The following is a 22,932-nucleotide window of genomic DNA, read 5'->3' on the forward strand; positions in this document are numbered from 1 at the left end:
CTTTTTTTTTGATTTTTATTCTGCTTCAAGTAGGTCCAGCTCTGCCTTTATAAAGGTTGCGAGTTCGTGCACATATTCCGCACTAAAATTAAACTCTATTCCGGCTGTCTGATAAATTTCCTTTATCGTTTTGGTATAACCCAGTTTCAAGGCCTCTTTATATAAGCGCAAACCTTCTTCAGGATTCGTTTTGTAATTCTTCCATACGGCAATAGCGCCTAATTGTGCCATTCCATATTCAATATAATAAAAAGGTACTTCAAAAATATGCAACTGCTTTTGCCATAAGTTTTCTAACGCCTCTTCATGATCGCTCCAATCAGCGAAATTAAGTCCAAAAGGAGTAAAGATCTGTTTCCAGGCTGCTTCCCTTTGTTTGGTGGTATGATCGGGATTGGTATAGATCCAATGTTGAAATTGATCGACTACGGCTACCCATGGTAATGTTTTAAGCACATCCCGCAGCTGATCTTTTTTTGCTCTCTTCAAATCTTCTGCGTTATCGAAAAATACATCCCATTTGTCCATGGACATCAGCTCCATACTCATGGAAGCCAATTCAGCCACTTCCGAGGGAACATGTTTGAAATCATTCAGCTCCAGATCTGCAGATATGAAGGTATGAACGGCATGTCCGCCCTCATGGATCATCGTAGTCAGATCACGGAAGGTATTAGCCGAATTCATGAAAATAAACGGTGCGCCAGTTTCTGCTAAAGGGTAATTATAACCTCCGGGAGCTTTGCCTTTACGGCTTTCCACGTCAAAGAGGTGGTTCTCCTGCATGATACTTAATCGTTCCCCAATGTAAGGATCAAGTCCATTGAAACAACTTATTGCCTTTTCTATCAGCTCTGCACCGGTTTCGAAAGGTCTTAATGCCGGCTTACCGGATATATCGACATCCATATCCCAGGGTTTCAAAGCATCGATACCTAAGGCTTCCTGACGCTTGAGGGACTGTTCGCTCAGGATAGGCACAATTTCCCGTTCAATGGCTTCATGGAATTTATAACATTCATGTGGAGTGTAATCAAAGCGCCCTAATGCCCGGAACATATAATCCCTGAAGTTTTCAAATCCTGCATTAACAGCTACCTGATGACGTAATTTCAGCAGCTCATTAAAGAGCGTATCCAATTGTACTTTGTCCTGCAATCTTCTAGTGGTGATAGCTTCCCAGGCTTTCTTTCGGATTTCCCTGTTGGGATCCTTTAAAAATACAGATGCTTGTTCGAGGGTATATTCCTTACCGTCAAGCGTGACGCTCATGGCACCGGTGATCGACTGATAGGTTTGTTGTTTAATCTGAATCTCCGTAAACAAACGAATGTTTTCTTCTCTGAAAATTTCCAGATCATTTTTTACTGACCGTATAAAAATTCGGTATTTTTCTTCATCCAGTTCTACCATATAGGCACTTTCAACCAGCCTTTTGTTCAGGTTGTTTGATATAGGGGCAATTTTAGGTTCAATCTCTGTAGCAAAATATTGAAAATCCTGCAACAGCTGCTCGTTCAGGGTATCGCAGGTCATGCGGATATATTTCCATGCAAAGTCCTCTTCCACAACAGCTTCCAGTTCGCTTTTATCCTTGAGCCAGCTTTCTAGTTCTTGTACAGAATTTATCGGTCTTGTAAGTAGTTCGTTGAACAGAGGTTCCAGTTTCTCCCACTTTATATCCAGATTTTCAGGAACGTATGTTCTCGCTTTTTTCTCGATTATCATGTCGTATGATTAGATTTATTAAGACACGAAGTTAATTGAAATAAGGCGGAATCAAACGGAGAATTACGAATTCCTCAAATAAACGTCCAGTAAAAAGAATAGCGCAAAGGCAACAGATGCAATGCCATTTGTGGTAAAGAATGCACGATTAACCTTGCTCAGGTCATTCGGTTTAACGAGACTGTGCTGGTAGACCAGCATCGTGATAAAAAACAAAACCCCGGCGGCGTAAAACCAGCTTAAATCTGAATAAATCCAGGGTAACACCACAAATACCACACTTAACACATGAAGGATAGAAGAAACCCTTAAGGCTTGTTTCCTTCCCAGCCAGGCTGGTATAGAATAGAGTTTTTCGTTTTTATCGAACTCATCATCCTGAAGGGAATAAATAATATCAAAACCACTCACCCAGCAAACAACAGCCAGTGAAAAGAAGATGGGTAGCAAGGCAAACTCTCCTGCCACGATCAGGTAAGCACCAATTGGAGCAAGTCCTAAGCCAATCCCGAGGATCAAATGACAAAGAGGGGTAAATCGCTTGGTATAACTATAACCCATTACAACGGCTAATGCTACCGGTGAAAGGTAAAAGCAAAGGGTATTGATAAAGAAAGTGGTAAAAATGAACAGCACACAATTGGTTAAAGTAAACCAAAAGGCACTTTGGACATGAATTCGACCTGCAGGGATATCCCTTGAAGCAGTTCTTGGATTTTTAAGGTCATATTCCCAATCCAGATACCGGTTGAAAGCCATTGCCGCATTTCGGGCAAAGATCATGCACAGAATCATGAAAACTAATTTCAGGGGACTGAATGCATTATTAGTGGTGGAAATTGCCAGAAAAAAGCCAATGAAGGCAAAAGGCATAGCAAAAATAGTATGTGCAAATAATACTAATGATAAATACTTCTTCATTGAACCGGTAATCGAATAAATTAAACGTTTTTCTTTTTAAAATCGCTCTTGAAATTCTTATTTATATCGTCAATAGCAGTCAAAATTTCTTCTCTTCCATCTCTTTTTTCAGCAGAAGTAATAAAGATTTGAGGGAGCTCTTCAAAATAATCCAGCAGAGCAACTTTAAACTTTTCTACATTTTGCAAGGTCTTGAAGTTGGATTGTTTGTCAGCCTTGGTAAAAGCCAAAAGAAAAGGAATTCCCTGCTCCCCAAGCCATGAACAAAACTTAAGATCGGCCATTTGTGGTTCCAAACGACTATCTACCAATACAAAAACGCATTGCAGACTCTCCCGATTTTTTAAATAATAACGAATAAAGCGTTCCCATTCTTCCCTGCTGCTTCTGGAAACTTTAGCATATCCATATCCGGGAAGATCGACAATATACCAATCTTCATTGATCAGAAAATGATTGATCAACTGTGTTTTTCCAGGAGTTTGAGATGTTTTTGCCAATCCCTTTTTACTGGTCAGCATATTTATAAGGGATGACTTACCTACATTGGAACGACCAATGAAAGCATATTCGGGGAGCAAAGGGGGAGGTAATTTTTCCGTCCGGGTATTGCTGCACTTGAATTCGGCTGAGCGGATTTGCATTCTGGTAAAGGTAAGGAAAGGAAATGAATATTAGGATAGTACTGTTTTGACTGTACTAGATACCATGATCTTTTCTCTTGTTCAAATACTACAGACCTTAGACGCAGTTTAGTTTGTTCCGAGCGAACAAGGTGCGGAGAAGGTGCGACTGAGGTGCGTTTAATGTGCGAAAAAATTACGAGCAAGATTGCAGCAAGAGAATTTATTGTTAATTATAGAATTATGAGGTAACTCCTTTATCTTTGTTCCATGCCCGAACAAGTGACTCCCTATAAAGATAAAAATGCTACCAAGAAAGAACAGGTAGCGGACATGTTCAACAACATATCTTCAACATACGATTTCTTAAACCATTTTATGTCTCTTGGTATAGATATATTATGGCGTAAAAAAGCGATCAGGGAGTTGGAAAAGAGTAAACCGCAACTAATTTTGGATGTGGCTACCGGTACAGGCGACTTTGCTTTTGAGGCGTTGAACATGCTTAAACCTGAGAAGATCATTGGAGTTGATATATCTGCAGGGATGCTGGAAGTTGCGGAAAAGAAGATCCAGAAAAGGGGACTTTCCTCCAAATTTGAAGTGCGCCTTGGTGATTCAGAGAAATTGCTATTTGAAGATAATACGTTTGATGCGGTTACTGTAGCCTTTGGAGTGCGTAACTATGAGAACCTGGAAAAAGGTTTGAGCGATATGCTCCGTGTGCTGAAACCGGGCGGAAAGATTGTGATTCTTGAGTTTTCAAAACCTCAGAATTTCCCAATTAAACAGCTGTATCATTTCTATTTTAATTCGGTTACTCCGGCAATTGGGAAGATTTTTTCGAAGGATAATAGTGCCTATAAATATCTTCCTGAATCGGTTGCTGCTTTTCCGGATGGAAAAAACTTTTTGCAGCTTCTGCACAAGGTAGGTTTTAAAGAAACGAAGTATCAGCCCTTAACTTTTGGCATCAGTTCGATATATACCGGAGTTAAATGAAGAAAACCTTTTTTGTAATACTAATCGGTTTAATAGTTAGCATGAAAGCGCTTGCCCAGGATAACTGGGGTGGAGGGGTTGATGACGAAGTATTGCATTTTGGTTTTGCATTTCAATATGTTACTACTGAATTTAAAGTGTTGAAATCTGATGATTGGCAGAATGCAATAGATCCAGGTACTGGTCAGGCCAATTCATCTGGAGGGAGTCTGACTTCAATCGGTTCTCCTGCTAAGACTGGTTTTGGTTTGGGTTTAGTTACTGATCTGCGGTTAACTAATTTTAGTAATTTAAGGTTTACGCCGGCTCTGGTGTTTGCTGATAAGGAACTTCAATATGGGTATCATTCCTTGGTACTGGTTAAGAAAGTGCAGTCTACAACGGTAGATCTTCCTTTGGGGGTTAAGCTAAAGTCGGAGCGAAGAAAGAATTTCAGAGTTTATATGATAGCGGGAGGGAAGTATTCCCGGAATATTGTGTCGAAGAAGAAGCTGGATGATACGGACCTGATTGATCAGGAAAAGCTGGTGTGGATGAAGAGCGGGTACTTTTCTTATGAAGCTGGAGTGGGATTAGACTTTTATTTTGAGTATTTCAAAATGTCGCCTGAGATTAAGTTTTCTCAATCGTTTGCGAATGTGTTAGAGCGGAGGGGGAATGATTTCGATCGGCCGATTGACAGGTTATATCATAAAGGGATTCAGATCAGTTTGTTTTTTGAATAAGTTGAAGGGCTTTCTATTCTTGATCAATTAAATAAACATAATTAAGCAATATCACCTCCGTAATGCTTTTTATTTATAATTTTGGCTCTTAAACTTATGCATTCATGTCCAAAATTGCTCTAATTACAGGCGCAACCTCAGGAATAGGTGAGGCTTGTGCCTCTCTATTTGCATCATATCGATACAATTTAATATTAACAGGTAGAAGAACCGAGCGGCTTAACCAATTGGCTCAGGATTTAAAGTTACAGTTTGGTGTAGAAATAATAACGCTTACACTGGATGTACGGAATAAATCGGAAGTGGAAACTGCACTCCAAACTTTGGGTGATGATTGGAAAGCTGTAGATGTATTAATTAATAATGCAGGCTTAAGTCAGGGTCTTGATCCCATTCAGGACGGAAATACCGACGATTGGGATACCATGATCGATACGAATGTGAAGGGTCTTTTATATGTCACCAAGATCGTATCCAACTGGATGATCCTTCGCAAAGCAGGGCATATTGTTAACTTGGGTTCTATTGCTGGTAAAGAAGTTTACCAGAATGGAAATGTATATTGTGCAACTAAATTTGCCGTTGATGCTTTAAATAAAGCGATGCGCATAGACCTTTTGCCTTATGGGATTAAGGTTTCGGCTATTCATCCAGGTGCAGTGGAAACTGAATTTTCGGAAGTACGGTTTAAAGGTGATACCGAAAGGGCGAAACAAGTGTACGCCGGTTATTTACCATTGGTGGCGCAGGATATTGCGGAGACAATATGGTTTATGGTATCCAGACCAAAACATGTCAATATTAATGATCTGGTTATTACACCGCTGGCACAGGCTAGTGCCATATATTGGAATAAAGGATAAATTAATTTGATCTTCCTTTGGGCAGAGCAGATTTTAATATATAAATATGATGTTACAGGAAATTATTGATAAGGAAATAAAGACGGCAATGCTAGCACGGAATAATGTCCGTTTGCGAGGATTGCGTGCCATTAAGGCTGCTATATTATTAGCAAGAACAGAAAAAGGTGTTTCTGAAGATTTAACGAAAGAAGTAGAGGTAAAGGTATTGCAGCGACTTGCCAAACAAAGAAGAGAATCTGCAGATATTTTCAAGACTCAAAACCGGGAAGATCTTTACGCTATTGAAATAGAAGAACTAGAGGTTATAGAAGAATTTCTTCCAAAACAAATGGCCAGAGAAGAAGTGGCTGCTATTATTAAAAATGCGATTGCCAGCACTGGAGCTTCGAGTATCAAAGATATGGGAAAAGTAATGGGTATTGCCAATAAAGAGCTTGCCGGTAAAACAGATGGCAAAACTATTTCGGAGATAGTAAAAGAACTATTGTCTTAATTGGATTTGCAGGTAGCTGGATAAAGTGTACATTTATTTAAATAATTGTATATTAAATATAAATTTCATCAAAGACCCCCACTAAACAGTTTGTTTAGAATTTATGAGTATTATAAAAGAAGAAAACGGATTTAAATATATTGAAGAAGGAGAAGGTGATGTTTTATTGCTTCTTCATGGTCTTTTTGGGGCTTTAAGTAATTTTGAAGAAGTTACAAACGCTTTTAAATCGCAATATAAGGTGGTTATTCCCTTGCTGCCTATTTATGACTTGCCATTATTGACCACGGGAGTGACTACACTTGCCAAGTATCTGGTTAAATTTGTGATGTATAAAAAACTGAAGAATATTAACTTATTAGGTAACTCACTAGGTGGTCATGTTGCATTGATCTTTACATTGAGTCACCCTCAATATGTGAAAACTTTGGTGCTCACAGGTAGTTCAGGTTTATATGAAAACGCTTTTGGGGGTTCCTTTCCGAAAAGAGAAAATTATGAATTTATAAAGGAAAAGGTGGCCTATACTTTCTTTGATCCTAAGATGGCGACTAAGGAACTGGTTGATGATGTATATCAGACGGTTAATGATCGTTTTAAGGTTTTACGGATTCTTTCGATGGCAAAATCGGCAATTCGACACAATTTGTCTAAAGATTTGTATAAGATTACTATACCGGTTTGTTTAATATGGGGAAAAAATGATCATGTAACACCTCCTGAAGTGGCTACAGAATTTCATAATCTGCTGCCAAATTCAGAATTAAACTGGATCGATAACTGTGGCCATGCTCCAATGATGGAAGTGCCCAATGAGTTTATTTTGTACTTGAATCGATTTCTTGAACGTGTTTTATTGAAATAATTATGTTGGCAAATGGACTTATTTCTGAGGCAATTCCTCCTTTAAACTATCTTGACACTATTCAAAGAGTATTGGATAGAATGGATGAGTTTCGTGTAAGTCATCTGCCCGTATTAGATGACGGGGCATATCTTGGCATACTATCAGATGATGATCTGATAGAAATTGCAGACTATTCGATTAGCATTAAGGATGCAGATTTAAGGTTTAATCGTGTTTTTATTGATCAGTATCAGCATATCTACGATGTGATTCAGGTTTTTAGTGAGAGCCATTTGAGTGTTCTGGCTGTGCTGGACGAAAACCGGTCATACCTGGGTGTGATATCTATAAACACTATAATTGAACACTTGGGTAAGATAGCTGCAATTAAAGAGCCAGGGGGGATTATTGTGCTGGAAATGGATAGTAAAAACAGCTCCTTAGGACATATTGCTCAAATAATCGAATCTGAAAATGCACAAATATTAAGTTCCTATATCACTTCATATTTGGATTCTACACGCACCGAAATAACAATAAAGGTAAATCGTACTGATATATCAGGTATCCTGTCTTCATTAGGCAGGTATGGCTATAATATATTAGCTACATACAATAATATTAAAGAAGATTCAGGTGCTACCGACAGGTATGATCAGTTGATGAACTATTTAAGTATTTAATGAAAATAGCAATTTACGGTAGAGAGTTTAGTGATGCCACTTTACCTTATGTTCAACAGGTTTTTGATAACCTGGAAAAACATGATGCAGACTTGTTCATTTATGAAAAGTTTGCACATTTTATAAAGGGAAAAGTAAAACATCAGAAAAAGGAAAGTACTTTTAAGCATTATAAGGAGTTAAAAGGGGTTGTAGATGTGATGCTTAGTTTGGGTGGCGATGGTACGCTACTGGACACAGTGTCGCTGATCCGCGATTCTAATATTCCTATAATTGGTATTAACCTGGGTCGTCTGGGCTTTCTTGCCAGTATTAATAAGGATGACATTCCGGCTGCTATTGAAAGTCTGGTTCATAAAGAATATACGATTGATAGTCGCCATTTATTGAAAGTAGAATCTGATACACCTCTATTTGGGGATGAAAATTTTGCTCTTAATGATATTACCATACACCGGAGGGATAATTCTGCTATGATGATCATACATGCCTACCTGAACGGGGAATTTTTGAATTCGTACTGGGCAGATGGTTTAATCGTAGCTACTCCAACAGGATCCACTGCTTATTCGTTAAGTTGCGGGGGACCTATTGTTTTTCCTTTATCTGAAAACTTTGTGATCACTCCGATTTCCCCGCATAACCTGAATGTACGGCCTGTGGTGATTTCAGATACCTATAAACTGACCTTTGAACTGGAAGGCAGGAGTTCTAAGTTCCTTCTTTCCTGCGATTCGCGTACCGAGGTGATTGATAATCATTTGAAGTTTAGCGTGTCGAAGGCCGATTTCCAGATTAATTTAATCCGCCTTAAAAACGAGAGTTATCTATCTACATTGAGGAATAAAATGCTCTGGGGCATTGACCGTAGAAATTACTAGATGAATAGGGCGATTTTCACTTTAATTATAGGAATCCTTTTCCTTTCTCAGCAAGAGAGCAAGGCACAAAGCTGGGAGCTTGGTGTCTTTGGTGGTGGAATTGGCTATGTTGGAGACTTAAATCCGAAGAATCTATTTCAATTGAGCAATCCCGCTTATGGAATCCTGGTAAAAAGAAATATAGATCCGTATTGGTCCATCAAGCTGAGCATCTTGCATGGTAAAATAGAAGCTGCAGATAGCAATTCGAATAACTCAGCGCAAATACTTCGAAATTTAAGTTTTTTTAGTCCCTTAACGGAGATAAGCATGCAGGGGGAGTTTAACTTTTTTAACTATATCCCCAGTATGAGTAGGAAAAAATACAGTCCTTATCTTTTTGCCGGAGGAAGTTTAGCGCTGTTTAATCCTAAAACACGTTATCAGGGGGAGATAGTAGCGCTTAACGGCTTAAAAACAGAAGGTACTTTTTACAGAAAATATACGATTGCAATACCTTATGGAGCAGGAATAAAATATAATATAGCCGGAAATTGGACGCTTGGTGCAGAATTAGGTTACCGTACGGCCTTTACGGATCATCTGGACGATGTGAGTGGAAAGTATCCAAAGGAGAACGTAAATGGGCTCTCTGATCGCTCTGAAGAGCGAGTTGGGGTAATATCACCCTTTAGAGAAGGATATCAGCGGGGCGATTCAAAGAAGCGCGATACCTATTTCTTTAGTGGATTTACGCTTACCTACACCTTTATTAGTAGTAAATGTCCTCCGGCGTTTTAGTGCTGCTATTTTTTTTTACCTTTGCGGATTCAAATGCCTATGTTAGGCTTTTAATTATAAGATGAATTTACTGGATCAGATAGATAAAGACAAGTTGCCCCAACATATAGCAATCATTATGGATGGTAACGGGCGTTGGGCTACAGAAAAGGGCAAACTTCGTGTTTTTGGTCACCATACTGGAGTAGTTTCTGTTAAAGATATTGTAGAAGCTGCAGTGGAAGTGGGAATTCCCTATATCACTTTGTATACTTTTTCTACAGAAAACTGGAACAGACCATGGCTGGAAATAACCGCGCTCATGGAGCTTCTGGTATCTACGATCAGTAAAGAAACCAAAACATTGATGAAAAACAATGTCAGACTGAATGCGATAGGAGACTTGAATCAACTTCCTGCCAAATGTTTAAAACATTTGAATGAGTCGATGGAGAAGACTTCAGGGAATACAAAAAGTACGCTGACACTTGCTTTAAGTTATAGTTCACGCTGGGAAATTACAGAAGCAGCTAAAAAACTAGCCATTCAGGTGCAACAAGGTATTTTGAAACCTGAAGATATTACAGAAGACTTATTTGCTTCAAAATTGACTACAGCCGGGATGCCTGATCCTGAATTAATGATCAGGACAAGCGGAGAATACAGGATCAGCAATTATTTATTATGGCAATTGGCTTATGCTGAATTTTATTTTACAGACAAACTTTGGCCTGATTTTAGGCGGGATGACCTGTTTGAGGCCATTATTGATTACCAAAAGCGGGAACGTCGGTTTGGAATGACCAGTGATCAGGTATAAAATTTCCTTTTAACAAAATTTAACAACCATTAGCTTTATTTTAGCGACGTCATAAAATTCAATGAACAGATTTCTCATAATATTACTTTTTACTTTTGCAGCAAGTGTTGCAAATGCGCAAATAGGACGCCCTCAACAGGGTGGTGGTATGCAACTCCGTTCCCAATCGGGTGACGAACTTAGTTATCTTAGTCCTAAGGAATATGTTATAGGTGGAACAACTGTATCCGGAATAAAGTTTCTAGATAAGGACATTATTGTTCAGATATCTAAACTGACTACCGGTGACAGGATTACCGTACCTGGCGATGCAACGTCTAATGCACTGAAGTTCTTGTGGACTCAGGGTTTGTTTGATGATGTACAGCTTTCAGGTAATGTGAAAGGAGATTCAATTTTCTTCGTCATAACCGTAGTAGAGCGTCCACGGTTAACCCGGATGGAGTTTACAGGTTTAAAAAAGGGACAGATAACTGATATCAAAGAAAAGCTGGCCGATAAAACAGGAAAGATTGTCAACGAGAGTTTGATGAGCATGACCAGTGCGGTTATTAAAAAATATTTCAATGAAAAGGGCTATTTGTTTACTGAAGTAACTTATAATCAGAAAAAAGATACGGCTGAAACGAACAATGTAGTCTTGATTGTTAATGTAGATAAGAAAGTTAAAACGAAGGTTGAAAAGATTTCTTTCGAGGGTAACAAAGACTTTAAGGATAAACAATTAAAGAAATTTCTTAAAAAGACCAAGGAGCACTCCTCTATTAATATTTTCAGATCAGGTAAATTTCTGGAGGATAAATATGAAGAGGATAAGCGTACCATGATTGCCAAGATGCAGGATAAGGGTTATCGCGATGCCGAAATTATAAGTGATTCGGTTATTAAAAAGGCGAATCAGCGTGTAGATATTCAGATAAAGCTCCATGAAGGACCTAAATATTATTTTGGAAAGGTAACCTGGGCTGGAAATGCCATATATACCACTGCTGCTTTAAATGAGCTGCTTGCCATAAAGAAAGGTGACGAGTTTTCGGAAGAGAAATTGCAGAAGAGATTAAATGGAAACCCAAATGGGGAGGATATTTCAACCTTATATTTGAATAATGGGTATTTGACTTTTAATGTTGATCCGGTTCAGACCCGTGTTTACGGGGATACGATTGACTTGGAGCTACGTATTTATGAAGGTCCTCAATACACAGTGAATAAGATTTCGCTGAAAGGGAATGACATTACGAATGATAAAGTAGTGATGCGGGAAATCCGTACTAAACCGGGACAGAAGTTTTCTAAGGAAGCGGTAGTTCGTACAACACGAGAAATTGCACAGTTAGGTAACTTTGATGAAGCGAAAACAGATGTAAGGCCAATACCTAATCCTGCGGACGGTACGGTTGATATCGAATATACGGTAGCAGAAAAGCCATCAGACCAGATTGAATTATCAGGTGGTTTTGGTGGCGGAAGGATCATCGGTACATTAGGACTGACCTTTAATAACTTCTCAGCACGTAATCTGTTCAACTTAAAAGAATGGAAACCGTTGCCTAAAGGAGATGGTCAGAAGTTAAGTGTGAGGGGGCAAACGAATGGTAAATCATACCAGTCTTATAGTTTCTCCTTCTCTGAACCCTGGTTAGGTGGTAAAAAGCCGGTTTATTTTGGAATCAGTGCTTTTACATCATTGAGTTCAAATGATGATGTAGCGAAGTATTACAGTTATACCGATGATCAGAAATATCGGATTCGGTTAAATGGTGTTACCTTCAGTTTGGGTAAGAGATTAAAATGGCCGGATGATTATTTTAACTTGAATCACTCCATCAACTTACAACAGTATAAGCTGACTAATTACCCTGGATTCTTATTTTCTTCAGGTACAGCATATAACTTTAACTTAACAGAAGAATTAAGCAGGAATTCGGTTGATGCGCCAATCTATCCTACATCGGGATCGCATATTCGATTAACTATCCAGTTAACACCTCCATACTCTTTATTCAATAATATTAATTATTCTACTGCTACTGACAGGGATAAGTATAGATTTACTGAGTATCATAAATGGAAGTTTGAAGCACAGTGGTATCAGCGTATCGTAGGTAAACTGGTTGTTAAAACGCAAGGTCAGTTTGGATTTTTGGGTCAGTACAATTCAGCAACAGGCCAGTCTGCTTTTGAGCGTTTCAAATTAGGAGGAGATGGAATGCAGGGATTTGATTACTTACAGGGTTCGGAAGTGATAGCGATGCGTGGTTATGAAAATAATAATGTAACGCCTATTGGATATGATCCGAATATAGCACGTAACTCAGGTAGCCCGATATTCTCTAAATATATTGTTGAAACCAGGTATCCTTTGATGACAGGACAGCAGGCAACTGTATTCGTCCTTGCATTTGCCGAAGGTGGTAACTCCTGGAACAAGTTTGCTGATTTCAATCCGTTTAATGTGCGTCGTTCTGCTGGAGTAGGTGCAAGAATTTTCCTTCCTATATTCGGTTTACTTGGAATTGACTGGGGTTATGGATTTGATAATGTATATGATACATCAACAAACATGCTGAAGAAATCTGGTGGCCAGTTTCACTTCAGTATAGCTCAACAACTTAGTGGTGGATTTTAATTATCTTTGTATATGAAACGATTGTTGTTTATTTTTGTATTTGTATGTGTTTCAGGAATGTCAGCATTTGCACAGCGATTTGCCTATGTAGATAGTGAATATATCTTAAATAATATTCCGGAATATTTATCATCACAGAAACAACTTGATGCGCTATCCCAACAATGGCAGAAACAAGTTGATGTTCGTTTAGCTGAAGTGGAGCAACTATATAAGGCATATCAGGCTGATATGGTTTTACTAACTCCAGATGTACGCAGAACCCGTGAAAATGAAATTGTGGAAAAAGAAAAGGCTGCTAAAGAGTTTCAGCGCTTGAAATTTGGCTTTGAAGGTGAGCTTTATCAACAAAGAATCAGGTTAATTAAACCTATTCAGGAACGGGTTGCAAAAGCTATTCAAGCAGTAGCAGAGAGTAATCAACTTGATTTGATTTTAGATAAAAACAGTGATGTTATACTCTTATACACAAGTTCACGTTTAGATAAAAGTAATGAGGTCATTACGCGTCTTGGTTACAAACCCGGAACATTAGAACAATAATTTAATAATAACCAAGTAAATTTTATAATAGCAGAATGAAAAACGTAGTTAAAGTAGCAGTAGTAGCGGTAGGTTTATTCTTAGCGGGAAGTACAGTTAATGCACAACAGAAGTTCGCACATATCAACTCAGCGGAACTTTTACAGTTAATGCCAGAAGTTAAAGTAGCAGATGCTACTTTCCAGACTTTTCAGAAACAAAAGCAAACAGCTCTTGAATTGATGAATACTGAGCGCGAAAAGAAGATTGCCACTTATCAGGAAAAGAACAAAACGATTAGTGAAGCGAATAAACTGACTGTTGGAAAAGAGTTAGAAACTATGGGTGCTGAGATCCAGGATTTCACAAAACGCATGGAAGAAACTCAACAAAAAGCACAACAGGAATTAAGTGCTAAACAAGCTGAGTTATATCAGCCTATTTATCTTAAAGCTGAAACAGCTGTAAAGGCAGTATCTAAAGAAAAAGGATACGCTTATGTATTTGATGTTTCTCAACCAGGTGTTGTTTATTTCGATGGTGGTGAAGATATTATTAATTTAGTGAAGACTAAATTAGGTATCACTGCAACAACTGCAGCGACTCCTAAAAAGTAAGCATTTTTTTAACTTATTTTAAGGGTGAGGTTCTTCGAACTTCACCCTTTTTGTTTTTATGGATGTTATCATGGTTATTCCTGTTAGAAAATACGCAAATTGTCCGCTGTATTTTTTAAGTTTGCATCTAGTCTTATAAAAAATTGAATTTCTATATAATATCTATTCTATTAGCTCTACTGCTATTTTCTTTTGTAGCTGCATTTGCGTTGTTCGCTGTTTATGCAGAACGCAAGATAGCGGGTTTTATACAGGATAGGTTGGGACCTACAGAAAATGGTAAATATGGGAGTCTTCAGACTTTGGCCGATATTCTGAAGCTACTCCAAAAGGAGTTTATTATTCCTTCAGCTGCGGATAAAATTCTTTTTTCATTAGCCCCAATCATCATATTTATTTCGGTGTATATGGGATTTGCAGGACTTCCATGGTCAGCAGGTGTAATTCCTATTTCTTTGAACATAGGGGTGGTGTATATTTTCGCCATTATTTCTATTGAATCCATCGGTATTTTAATGGCAGGATGGGGTTCTAACAATAAATATTCGTTATTGGGTGCCTTAAGATCAGTAGCACAGGTTATTTCTTATGAGATTCCTTCGGGGATTGCTATTGTTTCTGCAGTGATGATTGCTCAAACATTGGATATGAATGCTATTGCATTGCGACAGGGTATTGGTACTCCGGAAACGATCTGGTTTTTGGGGTTTTGGGATGTCAGTCATGTTGGAGGTATATTTTCATGGCATATCTTTCAGGCGCCTCATTTGATTATTGCCTACGCGATTTATTTTATAGCTTCTTTAGCGGAATGTAACCGTGCCCCTTTTGATATTCCTGAAGCGGAGTCGGAACTTGTTGCTGGTTTTCACACTGAGTATACAGGCCTTCGGTTTGGCTTTATATTTTTGGGTGAATATTCGATGATGTTCCTTGTGGGCATGGTGGGTGTGGTATTGTTTTTGGGTGGCTGGAACACTCCGTTGCCAAACATTGGGGCTTTAAAACTGGCTGACTGGACTTCTGGTATAGCCTGGGGAATCTTTTGGACTTTCAGTAAAGTGTTAGTTATTGTAGGTGTTCAGATGTGGATCAGATGGACATTGCCTCGTGTAAGGATTGATCATCTCATGGATTTATGCTGGAAAGTTTTAACCCCTCTGGCATTTTTGTGTATGTTGTGCTCCGGAGTTTGGCGTTTACTTATTATGTAACTTAAGATTTTATATTAGTGATTATAAAGAAAACGATTAATGCTTTTGTAACTGCATGGAAGGGATTGGCCCTTACCCTGAAGCACTTTTTGTCTGTAAATAAACGCAGGAAAAGTATCGACATTAAATCGGATAATTATTTTGATCAAAAAGAAGGTATCGTTACGGTTCAGTATCCGCATGAAAAAATGCCTGTTCCTGAATTAGGACGGTATCAGCTGGATGTGGTTATCGATGATTGTATTGTATGTGATTTATGTGCTAAGATTTGTCCCGTTGACTGTATCGAGATTGAAAGTATTAAGGGTACTGGACCTATTGGTGTGACTTCTGACGGAACAACGAAAAGACTTTATGCACCTAAGTTTGATATTGACATGGCTAAATGTATGTATTGCGGACTATGTACGGCAGTATGTCCGACGGAATGCATCACGATGACAGATACGTATGATAGAAGTGTTACAAACGTTGCAGAGTTGACCTATAAGTTTTCATATATGACGCCTGAAGAAGCGAAACTAAGAAGAGAGGAATTGGCTGTGCAGCAAGCAGAAAAACAGGCTATAAAGGATGCTGCCTTATTGAAGGCCGCTCAGGAGAAAGGAAAGATATGAATATAGAACAAATTGTATTTTACTTTTTTGCTGCTTCAGTATTGTTGTCCGCTTTTATGGTTGTGTTCATTAAGAATATGGTTCGTTCTATCTTCCTCTTCTTTGTTACCTTATTTTCCATGGCAGGGCTTTTTGTATTTGCACTCGCAGATTTTATTGCGGTAACACAACTTATTGTATATGTAGGAGGAATGCTTGTTTTAATGATCTTCGCATTTTTACTGTCAAGCAAAACTATTTTAAATAAATCAGAAGTCAAAGAAAGTAATTTGCTTGGATTGCATCATATCCCAGGGCTCTTTATTGCTTTACTTTTCTTTTTAATTTTATTTATTACGATATATCAAGCCAACCCGGATCAGCTATCATGGGTAAACAATTCAGAAAATGTCATACAGGTTAACGACAATACAATTCATTTTATAGGGGTTAACCTGATGACCAGGTATCTTATTCCATTTGAAATTATTTCTGTATTGTTAATGATGGCTTTAATTGGGGCATCTCATTTAGCCAGGAGGGAGAAGAAAATATGATACCATTAGCTCATTTTATGTTGATCAGTGCAGCTCTTTTTTGTATTGGGCTTTATGCTGTTCTTTCAAAGCGCAATGCGATTATGATCCTAATTGGCATCGAATTTATGCTGAATGCTGCTATTTTAAATTTTGTGGCTTTCGGTAAATATGATAAATTACATATGGGCGGACAGTTGTTTGCTCTGTTTGCAATAGTTCTGGCAGCTGCGGCAGTTGCTGTTTCACTTGCTATTATACTGAATGTATATACCTACTATAAAAATATTGACCCAACCGTCATTGACCAGCTGAGAGATTAATTTTGAGTATACTTATAACGCAACATATCGTTTTTCTATCCCTTTTAGCGGTTATCATGCCGTTACTGACTTTCTTTATTAACGTTTTTGTTCCGGGTAAATTTACCAGGAGTGGTTTTTGTGCTATTGCCAGTATTGCCATCAGTCTGCTTTGTTCCCTTTTGATTTTTATTGCCATGTGGAATCAGCCATTTATACATGTGCAAACGAACTGGTTTACTATTGGCAGCTGGAGTCTCAATGTTGGCATCCTGTTGAATAATTTGTCTGTCCTCATGCTCCCGCTGGTTTCAGGGATAGCCCTTCTTGTACATATCTACTCTACTAAATATATGCAAGGCGATCCCTATCTGCATAGGTATTGGGCTTATTTGGGTTTATTCTGTTTCTCTATGCTAGGACTGGTTATTGCGGATAACCTCTTGTTGATTTATATATGCTGGGAGCTGGTCGGGTTCTCATCCTACCTTTTAATTGGTTTTTGGTTTACGCGTAATGCAGCTGTTCAGGCAAATAAAAAGGCCTTTATCATGAACAGACTGGGTGATATTGGTTTCTTAACCGGTATCATGATTCTGTTTTCTCAGTTTCAAACACTGGATGTTATTTCCTTATTTGGTGAAAAGGGATTAGTGGGCAATGCTATTGTTACCGGAGGGGTATGGACGAGTGGTTTGCACCACATGCCTGCCGGATGGTTAACATTTGCAGGTTTGGCCTTTTTTCTGGGGGCTGTTGCTAAGTCGGCACAATTTCCACTTCATACCTGGCTGCCGGATGCCATGGAAGGACCAACTTCTGTATCTTCCTTGATCCATGCTGCTACAATGGTTGCCGCTGGAGTCTTTTTGCTCGCCCGTATTTATCCTTTGTTCAATGATACCGTCCTAATTGTAATTGCCGCCACAGGTGCTTTTACCGCTTTTATGGCTGGAACGATTGCCTTGACGCAAAATGATATTAAACGAATTTTAGCCTTCTCCACCATCTCTCAGTTGGGCTTTATGATTCTTGCTATGGGCGTAGGGGCATCTGCTTCATCGCTTTTCCATCTGGGTACTCATGCCTTTTTTAAGTGTCTGCTGTTTTTAGGGGCAGGTGCCATTATTCATGAAATGGCTCATTTAAAAGAAAAGACAGGTCTGGATTATGATCCTCAGGATATCCGCAATATGGGTGGACTGAGAAAATACATGCCGGTTACCTTTGTTACGATGGCCATTGCTTCTTTAGCGCTGATCGCTATTCCGCTCACATCCGGTTATCTTTCAAAGGATGCTATCTTAATTGAATCCTTTGAATGGGCCGAAGGTAAGGGTGGTTGGTATCGTCTGGTGCCTTACTCCGCTATGATTACCTCCTGGCTGACGGCTTTTTATATCTCCCGTTTAATCTTCAAAGTATTTTTTGGTAAATTTCGTCTAAAGGAAAAAGTAGGTTTACATCATGTGCATGAGGCACCGCCAGCCATGAAATATGTATTGGTGGTTTTAAGTCTGTTTTGTTTATTCCCTGTGTTTTCACTGAACCCATTCATGTTTGAGGATGCCTGGGTAATTCAGGGTTTTCCTCAGGCGGATAACATGACCCGGATCAATGCTTTTCACACCGTTGTGCCAGCTGCAGTTAATTTGATCTCTGTCTTTTTGATCTATCTCTGCTTTTTATGGTATGGAAGTAATAAACCTGCTCCTGACTTTAGCAAAAATGGCCTATTCAAATTTTCACAGCAACAATGGTTTTTTGATAAAGCCTATAATACGGTATTTGTTGCTGGTGTGCTTAGCTTTTCGAGGTTTCTTTATCAGTTCGATCTGATCATAGTGGATGGTATTGTTAACTTGTTTGGAACCATTGGACGGGGATTCGCACGAATCTCGGATTGGTTTGACCGGAATATTATTGATGGTTTGGTAAATCTTATCGGCTATTTAGCTGGTAAATTAGGGAAACTGATCCGGAAATTTCAGACTGGGCGCTTACAGCAATATCTGGTTACGATGTTGCTTATTATTTTAACTCTTTTCATTTATAAATACTACACTGCAGCTATATGAGTTTGCTATCGATATTAATATTTTTACCACTGTTTGCCGGACTGATCATTGTTGTACTCCCATCATCTGTAAGGGAGGGGTATAAATATGTTGCTTTGGCTGCAGTAATTATTCAGGTGCTCATCAGTGCTTACATCTATTTGCATTTTAATGGAAATGTGTTTACAGGTATTGCTGACCAGAATAAATACCAGTTGGTAGAACGGCTCCCCTGGATTAGTTTAAACCTGGGTGCTATGGGCAAGTTGCAGATAGATTATTTCCTGGGTTTGGATGGCCTTTCTATGCCCTTTATGTTATTAACATCTGTGGTTATGCTGGTTGCTTTATTAGCATCCTGGGAAATAAAGATAAATCTAAAAGGCTATTTCGCCTTGTTCTTGTTATTAGACACCGCTATATTAGGGGTGTTTTCGGCGCTTGACTTTTTCCTTTTCTACATCTTTTATGAACTGATGTTGATGCCTTTGTATTTTCTTATTGGTATTTGGGGTGGTGTTCGAAGAGAGTATGCTGCCATCAAGTTCTTCTTGTATACACTATTTGGATCAGTTTTCATGTTGCTGGTTATTATAGGGTTATACTTCTCTGTAACGGATCCTGCAACAGGTTATCATACCTTCAATATGCTGAGTATGATGGATCCGAAAAATTATGTGGAAGGATCTATATTCTCCGCACTTGCCCATAACGAACTGTTTGGTGTCTCAGCCCGATTATTAGGTTTCATTGTTCTTTTTATTGCTTTTGCCATAAAGGTGCCCATTGTTCCCTTACACACCTGGCTTCCTGATGCCCACGTTGAGGCCCCTACACCGGTATCTATTATACTAGCAGGTATATTGCTGAAGGTAGGCGGATATGGGATCTTAAGGGTATGTGTTAGTATTTTCCCTGATGCTGCAATTCAATCTGCCTGGTGGCTTGGTTTAATTGGAATAGTGTCCATTATTTATGGAGCATTGAATGCATTGGCACAGACAGATTTAAAACGTCTTGTTGCTTATTCTTCCATATCGCATATGGGATTTGTTTTACTTGGAATCGCTTCCATCACTCCTGAGGGGATTAGTGGGGCAATGATGCAGATGATTAGTCATGGTTTCCTCTCCTCCATGTTGTTCTTCCTGGTGGGCATTATTTACAGTAGGGTACATGACCGGGAGATTCCTCACTTTAGAGGATTGGCATTGATCATGCCAAAGTTCAGTGCTTTTATCATGATCGCTTTCTTTGCTTCTCTTGGTCTGCCTGGTTTTTCCGCCTTTATAGCAGAAGCTTTTAGTCTGATTGGTGCCTTTAATTCTGAGAGTATAAATGGATTATTACCCCGGTGGATGGCTGTATGTGGTACTTTAGGGATTTTACTAAGCGCTTGCTACTTCTTGTGGACCCTACAGCGTATGTTCTTTGGCGAAACAAGACTCTTTGGTGGTGAAAAATGGAAGATCCAACTTACGGATGTAAACGCAAGAGAAGTCACTGCTTTATGTATTCTAACTGCATTTGCTTTGGTACTCGGTATTATGCCTTCACTGGCATTTGATAAAATGAATGCCTCTGTGCTTGAATTAATTCGTTTAGTTAACCTGAAATAGAATATGAACGAATTTACCTCAGTTCTGCCCGAATTAATTAAGAATATAACAACAGGAATGCCTCATTTCCTTCCGGAAATTGTGCTGATCATTACTTTTATTGTTGTTATTCTTACCGATCTTTTTTATCCGGGAAAGAAGTCTGTCCATACCTATATTTTAGTTCTAACTGGTATTGTTATATCAGCCTTTTTTACAATCCTTCAATATCAATCGTCTGTAAATGGGATCAGCGTTTTTAACGATACACTAAAAATAGACCGGATAGGCATTATATTTAAACTGCTTTTTTCTGCGGTTGTTATTCTTTACGCACTATTTATTAAGGGCAATACCCGGATGCAGAATCATACAAAAGGTATTGGTGATCTGTATATGCTACTTCCGGGAGCATTGCTTGGTCTAAATCTGATGGCTATGGCATCAAGCTTACTGATGGTTTATCTTTCGATTGAAATGGTTTCCCTAGTGTCTTATCTCATGGTTGGTTACGTGTCTGATGGCGAAAAGCAATCAGAGGCAGCAATGAAATATGCCCTGTTCGGAGGAGTCTGTTCGGCTATAATGTTATATGGCATGTCTTTGTTGTATGCTTTTACCGGTACGCTCTCTTTATCCGATCCCCAGTTTATGATCAGACTGGCTGAAATGCCTCAATCAGTAGCTGCAATCGCCATTATATTGGTATTAGTAGGTATCGGATTTAAGCTGGCTTTTGTGCCCTTACACTTTTGGAGTCCTGATGTATATGAGGGTGCCCCGATTCCTGTCACCGCATTCTTATCCACCGGACCTAAAATGGCAGGGTTTGCTGTTTTAATCCGATTCATGGAGCCTTTCCATACCGCAAGCAATACATCTCAGGGAACACCTGTTTTCGATTTTGTGGCTATCCTTTCTGTAATTGCAATAAGCTCGATGATCGTAGGTAATTTTGCTGCTATCTGGCAAAACAACATGAAGCGTATGTTGGCTTATTCGTCAATCGGACATACCGGATTGATCCTGATGGCTATCATAGTGAATTCAAATGATGGAATCAAAGCCATGTTGTTCTATCTCATGATGTATTCTATTGCCAATATGGCGGCATTTATGATAGCTGGTAAAATTGAGGAGCGGACAGGAATTATAAACATATCTTCATATAAGGGATTAGGAAAAGTCTATCCTTTGGAGATGGTTTGTTTTGTAATTATTCTGATGTCTTTAACTGGTTTGCCTCCTTTAGCTGGTTTTATGGGAAAGGTGTTGATTTTTTCTGCTGCTATTGAAAGTTATAGTGCATCGAACTCCTTATGGATGCTTTCCTTGCTTATTGTCGCTGCATTAACCACTGTAGTTTCCTTATTTTACTATTTTAAAATTCCTTTGAACGCTTTTTTAAGACAATCTGATGAAGTTTTTATTGTTAAAGTGAAGCGTGATGCGCTGAGTTATATCAGTTTGATTCTAACCTTATTACTAATTCTCTGGGGGATTATGCCCGGCTTGTTGATCTAAAAAAACGGTCTAAATTTATGTCATCTTTTCAGATTTAGTTCTTTTTAACTTTAAAAATGCTAATTTTGCGGGCTCATTGATATTCCATGAGTGAAGCAATAAAACATGAGTGCGGCATCGCGCTCATCCGTCTATTAAAACCCCTATCTTTTTATCAGGAAAAATATGGTACGGCCTTATACGGCTTAAATAAACTGTACCTATTAATGGAGAAACAGCATAATCGTGGCCAGGATGGTGCAGGTATAGCAACGATCAAGCTGGATGTAACTCCAGGAAATCGCTATATCAGCCGTTACCGTGCAATGGGTTCCACTGCGGTATCCGAAGTTTTTGAACATGTTCAAAAGAAATTTGCTGATATTCAAAATATTCCCGAATTGTTTCAGAATGCCGAATGGCTAAAGGAAAACATCAGTTTCACTGGTGAGGTTCTTATGGGTCATCTGCGCTATGGTACTCATGGTAAGAATAGTGTGGAAAATTGCCACCCATTCCTTCGTCAGAATAACTGGATGAGCAGAAACCTGGTCATTGCCGGTAATTTCAATATGACCAATGTGGACGAACTCCTTGAACAATTGTTTGAACTGGGTCAGCATCCAAAGGAGCGTGCAGATACGGTAACTGTTTTAGAAAAGATAGGTCATTTTCTTGATGATGAAAATCAGGTATTATTTGATCACTTTAAATCAGAAGGACATAGTAACGCTGAAATTAGCAGATTGATTGCTGATAATATAGATGTAGCCAAGATATTAAAACGCTCTGCTAAGACCTGGGATGGCGGTTATACCATAGAAGGTATTTTCGGTCATGGTGACGCATTCGTGATGCGTGACCCAGCTGGAATACGTCCGGCGTATTATTATCAGGACGACGAGGTTGTTGTAGTTACTTCAGAACGCCCTGCCATTCAAACTGCCTTTAATATCCCTATTGAAGCGGTTAAGGAAATTAAACCCGGACATGCGCTGATCATTAAAAAG

General features: G+C 38.8%; 23 protein-coding genes. 20 read left to right on the forward strand and 3 right to left on the reverse strand.

Going from position 1 to position 22,932, the window contains the following annotated elements; translation table 11 throughout:
* Positions 1-15: 15 nt before the first annotated feature.
* The 3 genes from ADIARSV_RS02620 to yihA all read right to left on the reverse strand — a co-directional run bounded on the left by ADIARSV_RS02620 (position 16) and on the right by yihA (position 3,293).
* Positions 16-1,728 (reverse strand): M3 family oligoendopeptidase, encoded by a 1,713-nt coding sequence (locus tag ADIARSV_RS02620; RefSeq protein ID WP_016193809.1) that lies wholly within the window; start codon positions 1,726-1,728, stop codon positions 16-18.
* Between the two features lie 63 nt (positions 1,729-1,791).
* Positions 1,792-2,649: a UbiA-like polyprenyltransferase gene (locus ADIARSV_RS02625; RefSeq protein WP_040298890.1), complete on the reverse strand. Its 858-nt coding sequence runs from the start codon at positions 2,647-2,649 to the stop codon at positions 1,792-1,794.
* 20 nt (positions 2,650-2,669) lie between these two features.
* Positions 2,670-3,293 carry a ribosome biogenesis GTP-binding protein YihA/YsxC gene (gene yihA / locus ADIARSV_RS02630; RefSeq protein ID WP_040298892.1) on the reverse strand — a complete coding sequence of 208 codons (624 nt, stop codon included), beginning with the start codon at positions 3,291-3,293 and terminating at the stop codon, positions 2,670-2,672.
* 249 nt (positions 3,294-3,542) lie between these two features.
* Between yihA and ubiE the strand changes: the two genes are divergently transcribed.
* From ubiE to ADIARSV_RS02730, 20 genes are all read left to right on the forward strand, one after another.
* Positions 3,543-4,274: a bifunctional demethylmenaquinone methyltransferase/2-methoxy-6-polyprenyl-1,4-benzoquinol methylase UbiE gene (ubiE, locus tag ADIARSV_RS02635; RefSeq protein ID WP_016193813.1), complete on the forward strand. Its 732-nt coding sequence runs from the start codon at positions 3,543-3,545 to the stop codon at positions 4,272-4,274.
* Positions 4,271-4,999, forward strand: coding sequence for a type IX secretion/gliding motility protein PorT/SprT (porT, locus tag ADIARSV_RS02640; RefSeq protein ID WP_040298894.1), 729 nt, complete (start codon positions 4,271-4,273; stop codon positions 4,997-4,999). Before ubiE ends, porT begins: the two co-directional genes overlap by 4 nt.
* Before the next feature lie 104 nt (positions 5,000-5,103).
* Positions 5,104-5,862, forward strand: coding sequence for an SDR family NAD(P)-dependent oxidoreductase (locus tag ADIARSV_RS02645; RefSeq protein WP_016193815.1), 759 nt, complete (start codon positions 5,104-5,106; stop codon positions 5,860-5,862).
* A 46-nt stretch (positions 5,863-5,908) separates the two neighbouring features.
* Positions 5,909-6,358, forward strand: coding sequence for a GatB/YqeY domain-containing protein (locus ADIARSV_RS02650; protein ID WP_016193816.1), 450 nt, complete (start codon positions 5,909-5,911; stop codon positions 6,356-6,358).
* A gap of 103 nt (positions 6,359-6,461) precedes the next feature.
* A complete protein-coding gene (locus tag ADIARSV_RS02655; protein ID WP_016193817.1) occupies positions 6,462-7,223 on the forward strand; it encodes an alpha/beta fold hydrolase in 762 nt (253 codons plus the stop codon).
* Positions 7,224-7,225: 2 nt separating this feature from the next.
* Complete coding sequence (locus tag ADIARSV_RS02660) at positions 7,226-7,888, forward strand: CBS domain-containing protein (RefSeq protein WP_016193818.1); 663 nt, start codon at positions 7,226-7,228, stop codon at positions 7,886-7,888.
* Positions 7,888-8,769, forward strand: a complete 882-nt coding sequence (locus tag ADIARSV_RS02665) for an NAD kinase (RefSeq protein WP_016193819.1) — start codon at positions 7,888-7,890, stop codon at positions 8,767-8,769. Before ADIARSV_RS02660 ends, ADIARSV_RS02665 begins: the two co-directional genes overlap by 1 nt.
* Positions 8,770-9,549 (forward strand): type IX secretion system protein PorG, encoded by a 780-nt coding sequence (gene porG / locus ADIARSV_RS02670; protein ID WP_016193820.1) that lies wholly within the window; start codon positions 8,770-8,772, stop codon positions 9,547-9,549.
* Between the two features lie 61 nt (positions 9,550-9,610).
* Entirely contained in the window at positions 9,611-10,348 is a 738-nt protein-coding gene (locus tag ADIARSV_RS02675; RefSeq protein WP_016193821.1) for an isoprenyl transferase, read from the forward strand.
* 61 nt (positions 10,349-10,409) lie between these two features.
* Positions 10,410-12,977: an outer membrane protein assembly factor BamA gene (bamA, locus tag ADIARSV_RS02680; protein ID WP_016193822.1), complete on the forward strand. Its 2,568-nt coding sequence runs from the start codon at positions 10,410-10,412 to the stop codon at positions 12,975-12,977.
* Between the two features lie 12 nt (positions 12,978-12,989).
* The gene (locus ADIARSV_RS02685) at positions 12,990-13,520 is read left to right on the forward strand and encodes an OmpH family outer membrane protein (RefSeq protein ID WP_016193823.1); all 531 of its coding nucleotides are present in this window, start codon (positions 12,990-12,992) and stop codon (positions 13,518-13,520) included.
* A gap of 35 nt (positions 13,521-13,555) precedes the next feature.
* Positions 13,556-14,116, forward strand: coding sequence for an OmpH family outer membrane protein (locus ADIARSV_RS02690; protein WP_016193824.1), 561 nt, complete (start codon positions 13,556-13,558; stop codon positions 14,114-14,116).
* A 143-nt stretch (positions 14,117-14,259) separates the two neighbouring features.
* Positions 14,260-15,330, forward strand: coding sequence for a complex I subunit 1/NuoH family protein (locus ADIARSV_RS02695; protein ID WP_083936511.1), 1,071 nt, complete (start codon positions 14,260-14,262; stop codon positions 15,328-15,330).
* Positions 15,331-15,347: 17 nt separating this feature from the next.
* Positions 15,348-15,947: a 4Fe-4S binding protein gene (locus tag ADIARSV_RS02700; protein WP_016193826.1), complete on the forward strand. Its 600-nt coding sequence runs from the start codon at positions 15,348-15,350 to the stop codon at positions 15,945-15,947.
* Positions 15,944-16,483, forward strand: coding sequence for an NADH-quinone oxidoreductase subunit J family protein (locus ADIARSV_RS02705; protein WP_016193827.1), 540 nt, complete (start codon positions 15,944-15,946; stop codon positions 16,481-16,483). The genes ADIARSV_RS02700 and ADIARSV_RS02705 overlap by 4 nt, the downstream gene beginning before the upstream one ends.
* A complete protein-coding gene (gene nuoK / locus ADIARSV_RS02710; RefSeq protein WP_040298895.1) occupies positions 16,480-16,785 on the forward strand; it encodes an NADH-quinone oxidoreductase subunit NuoK in 306 nt (101 codons plus the stop codon). Before ADIARSV_RS02705 ends, nuoK begins: the two co-directional genes overlap by 4 nt.
* A 2-nt stretch (positions 16,786-16,787) precedes the next feature.
* Positions 16,788-18,842 carry an NADH-quinone oxidoreductase subunit L gene (nuoL, locus tag ADIARSV_RS02715; protein ID WP_235048349.1) on the forward strand — a complete coding sequence of 685 codons (2,055 nt, stop codon included), beginning with the start codon at positions 16,788-16,790 and terminating at the stop codon, positions 18,840-18,842.
* The gene (locus tag ADIARSV_RS02720; RefSeq protein WP_016193831.1) at positions 18,839-20,440 is read left to right on the forward strand and encodes a complex I subunit 4 family protein; all 1,602 of its coding nucleotides are present in this window, start codon (positions 18,839-18,841) and stop codon (positions 20,438-20,440) included. Before nuoL ends, ADIARSV_RS02720 begins: the two co-directional genes overlap by 4 nt.
* Positions 20,441-20,443: 3 nt before the next feature.
* Complete coding sequence (locus ADIARSV_RS02725; RefSeq protein ID WP_016193832.1) at positions 20,444-21,943, forward strand: NADH-quinone oxidoreductase subunit N; 1,500 nt, start codon at positions 20,444-20,446, stop codon at positions 21,941-21,943.
* 86 nt (positions 21,944-22,029) lie between these two features.
* The coding region (locus tag ADIARSV_RS02730) for a class II glutamine amidotransferase (RefSeq protein WP_040298896.1) at positions 22,030-22,932 on the forward strand (903 nt) is incomplete at its 3' end.

This window comes from Arcticibacter svalbardensis MN12-7 (assembly GCF_000403135.1).
In the GTDB taxonomy this organism is placed as follows: Bacteria; Bacteroidota; Bacteroidia; order Sphingobacteriales; family Sphingobacteriaceae; genus Arcticibacter; species Arcticibacter svalbardensis.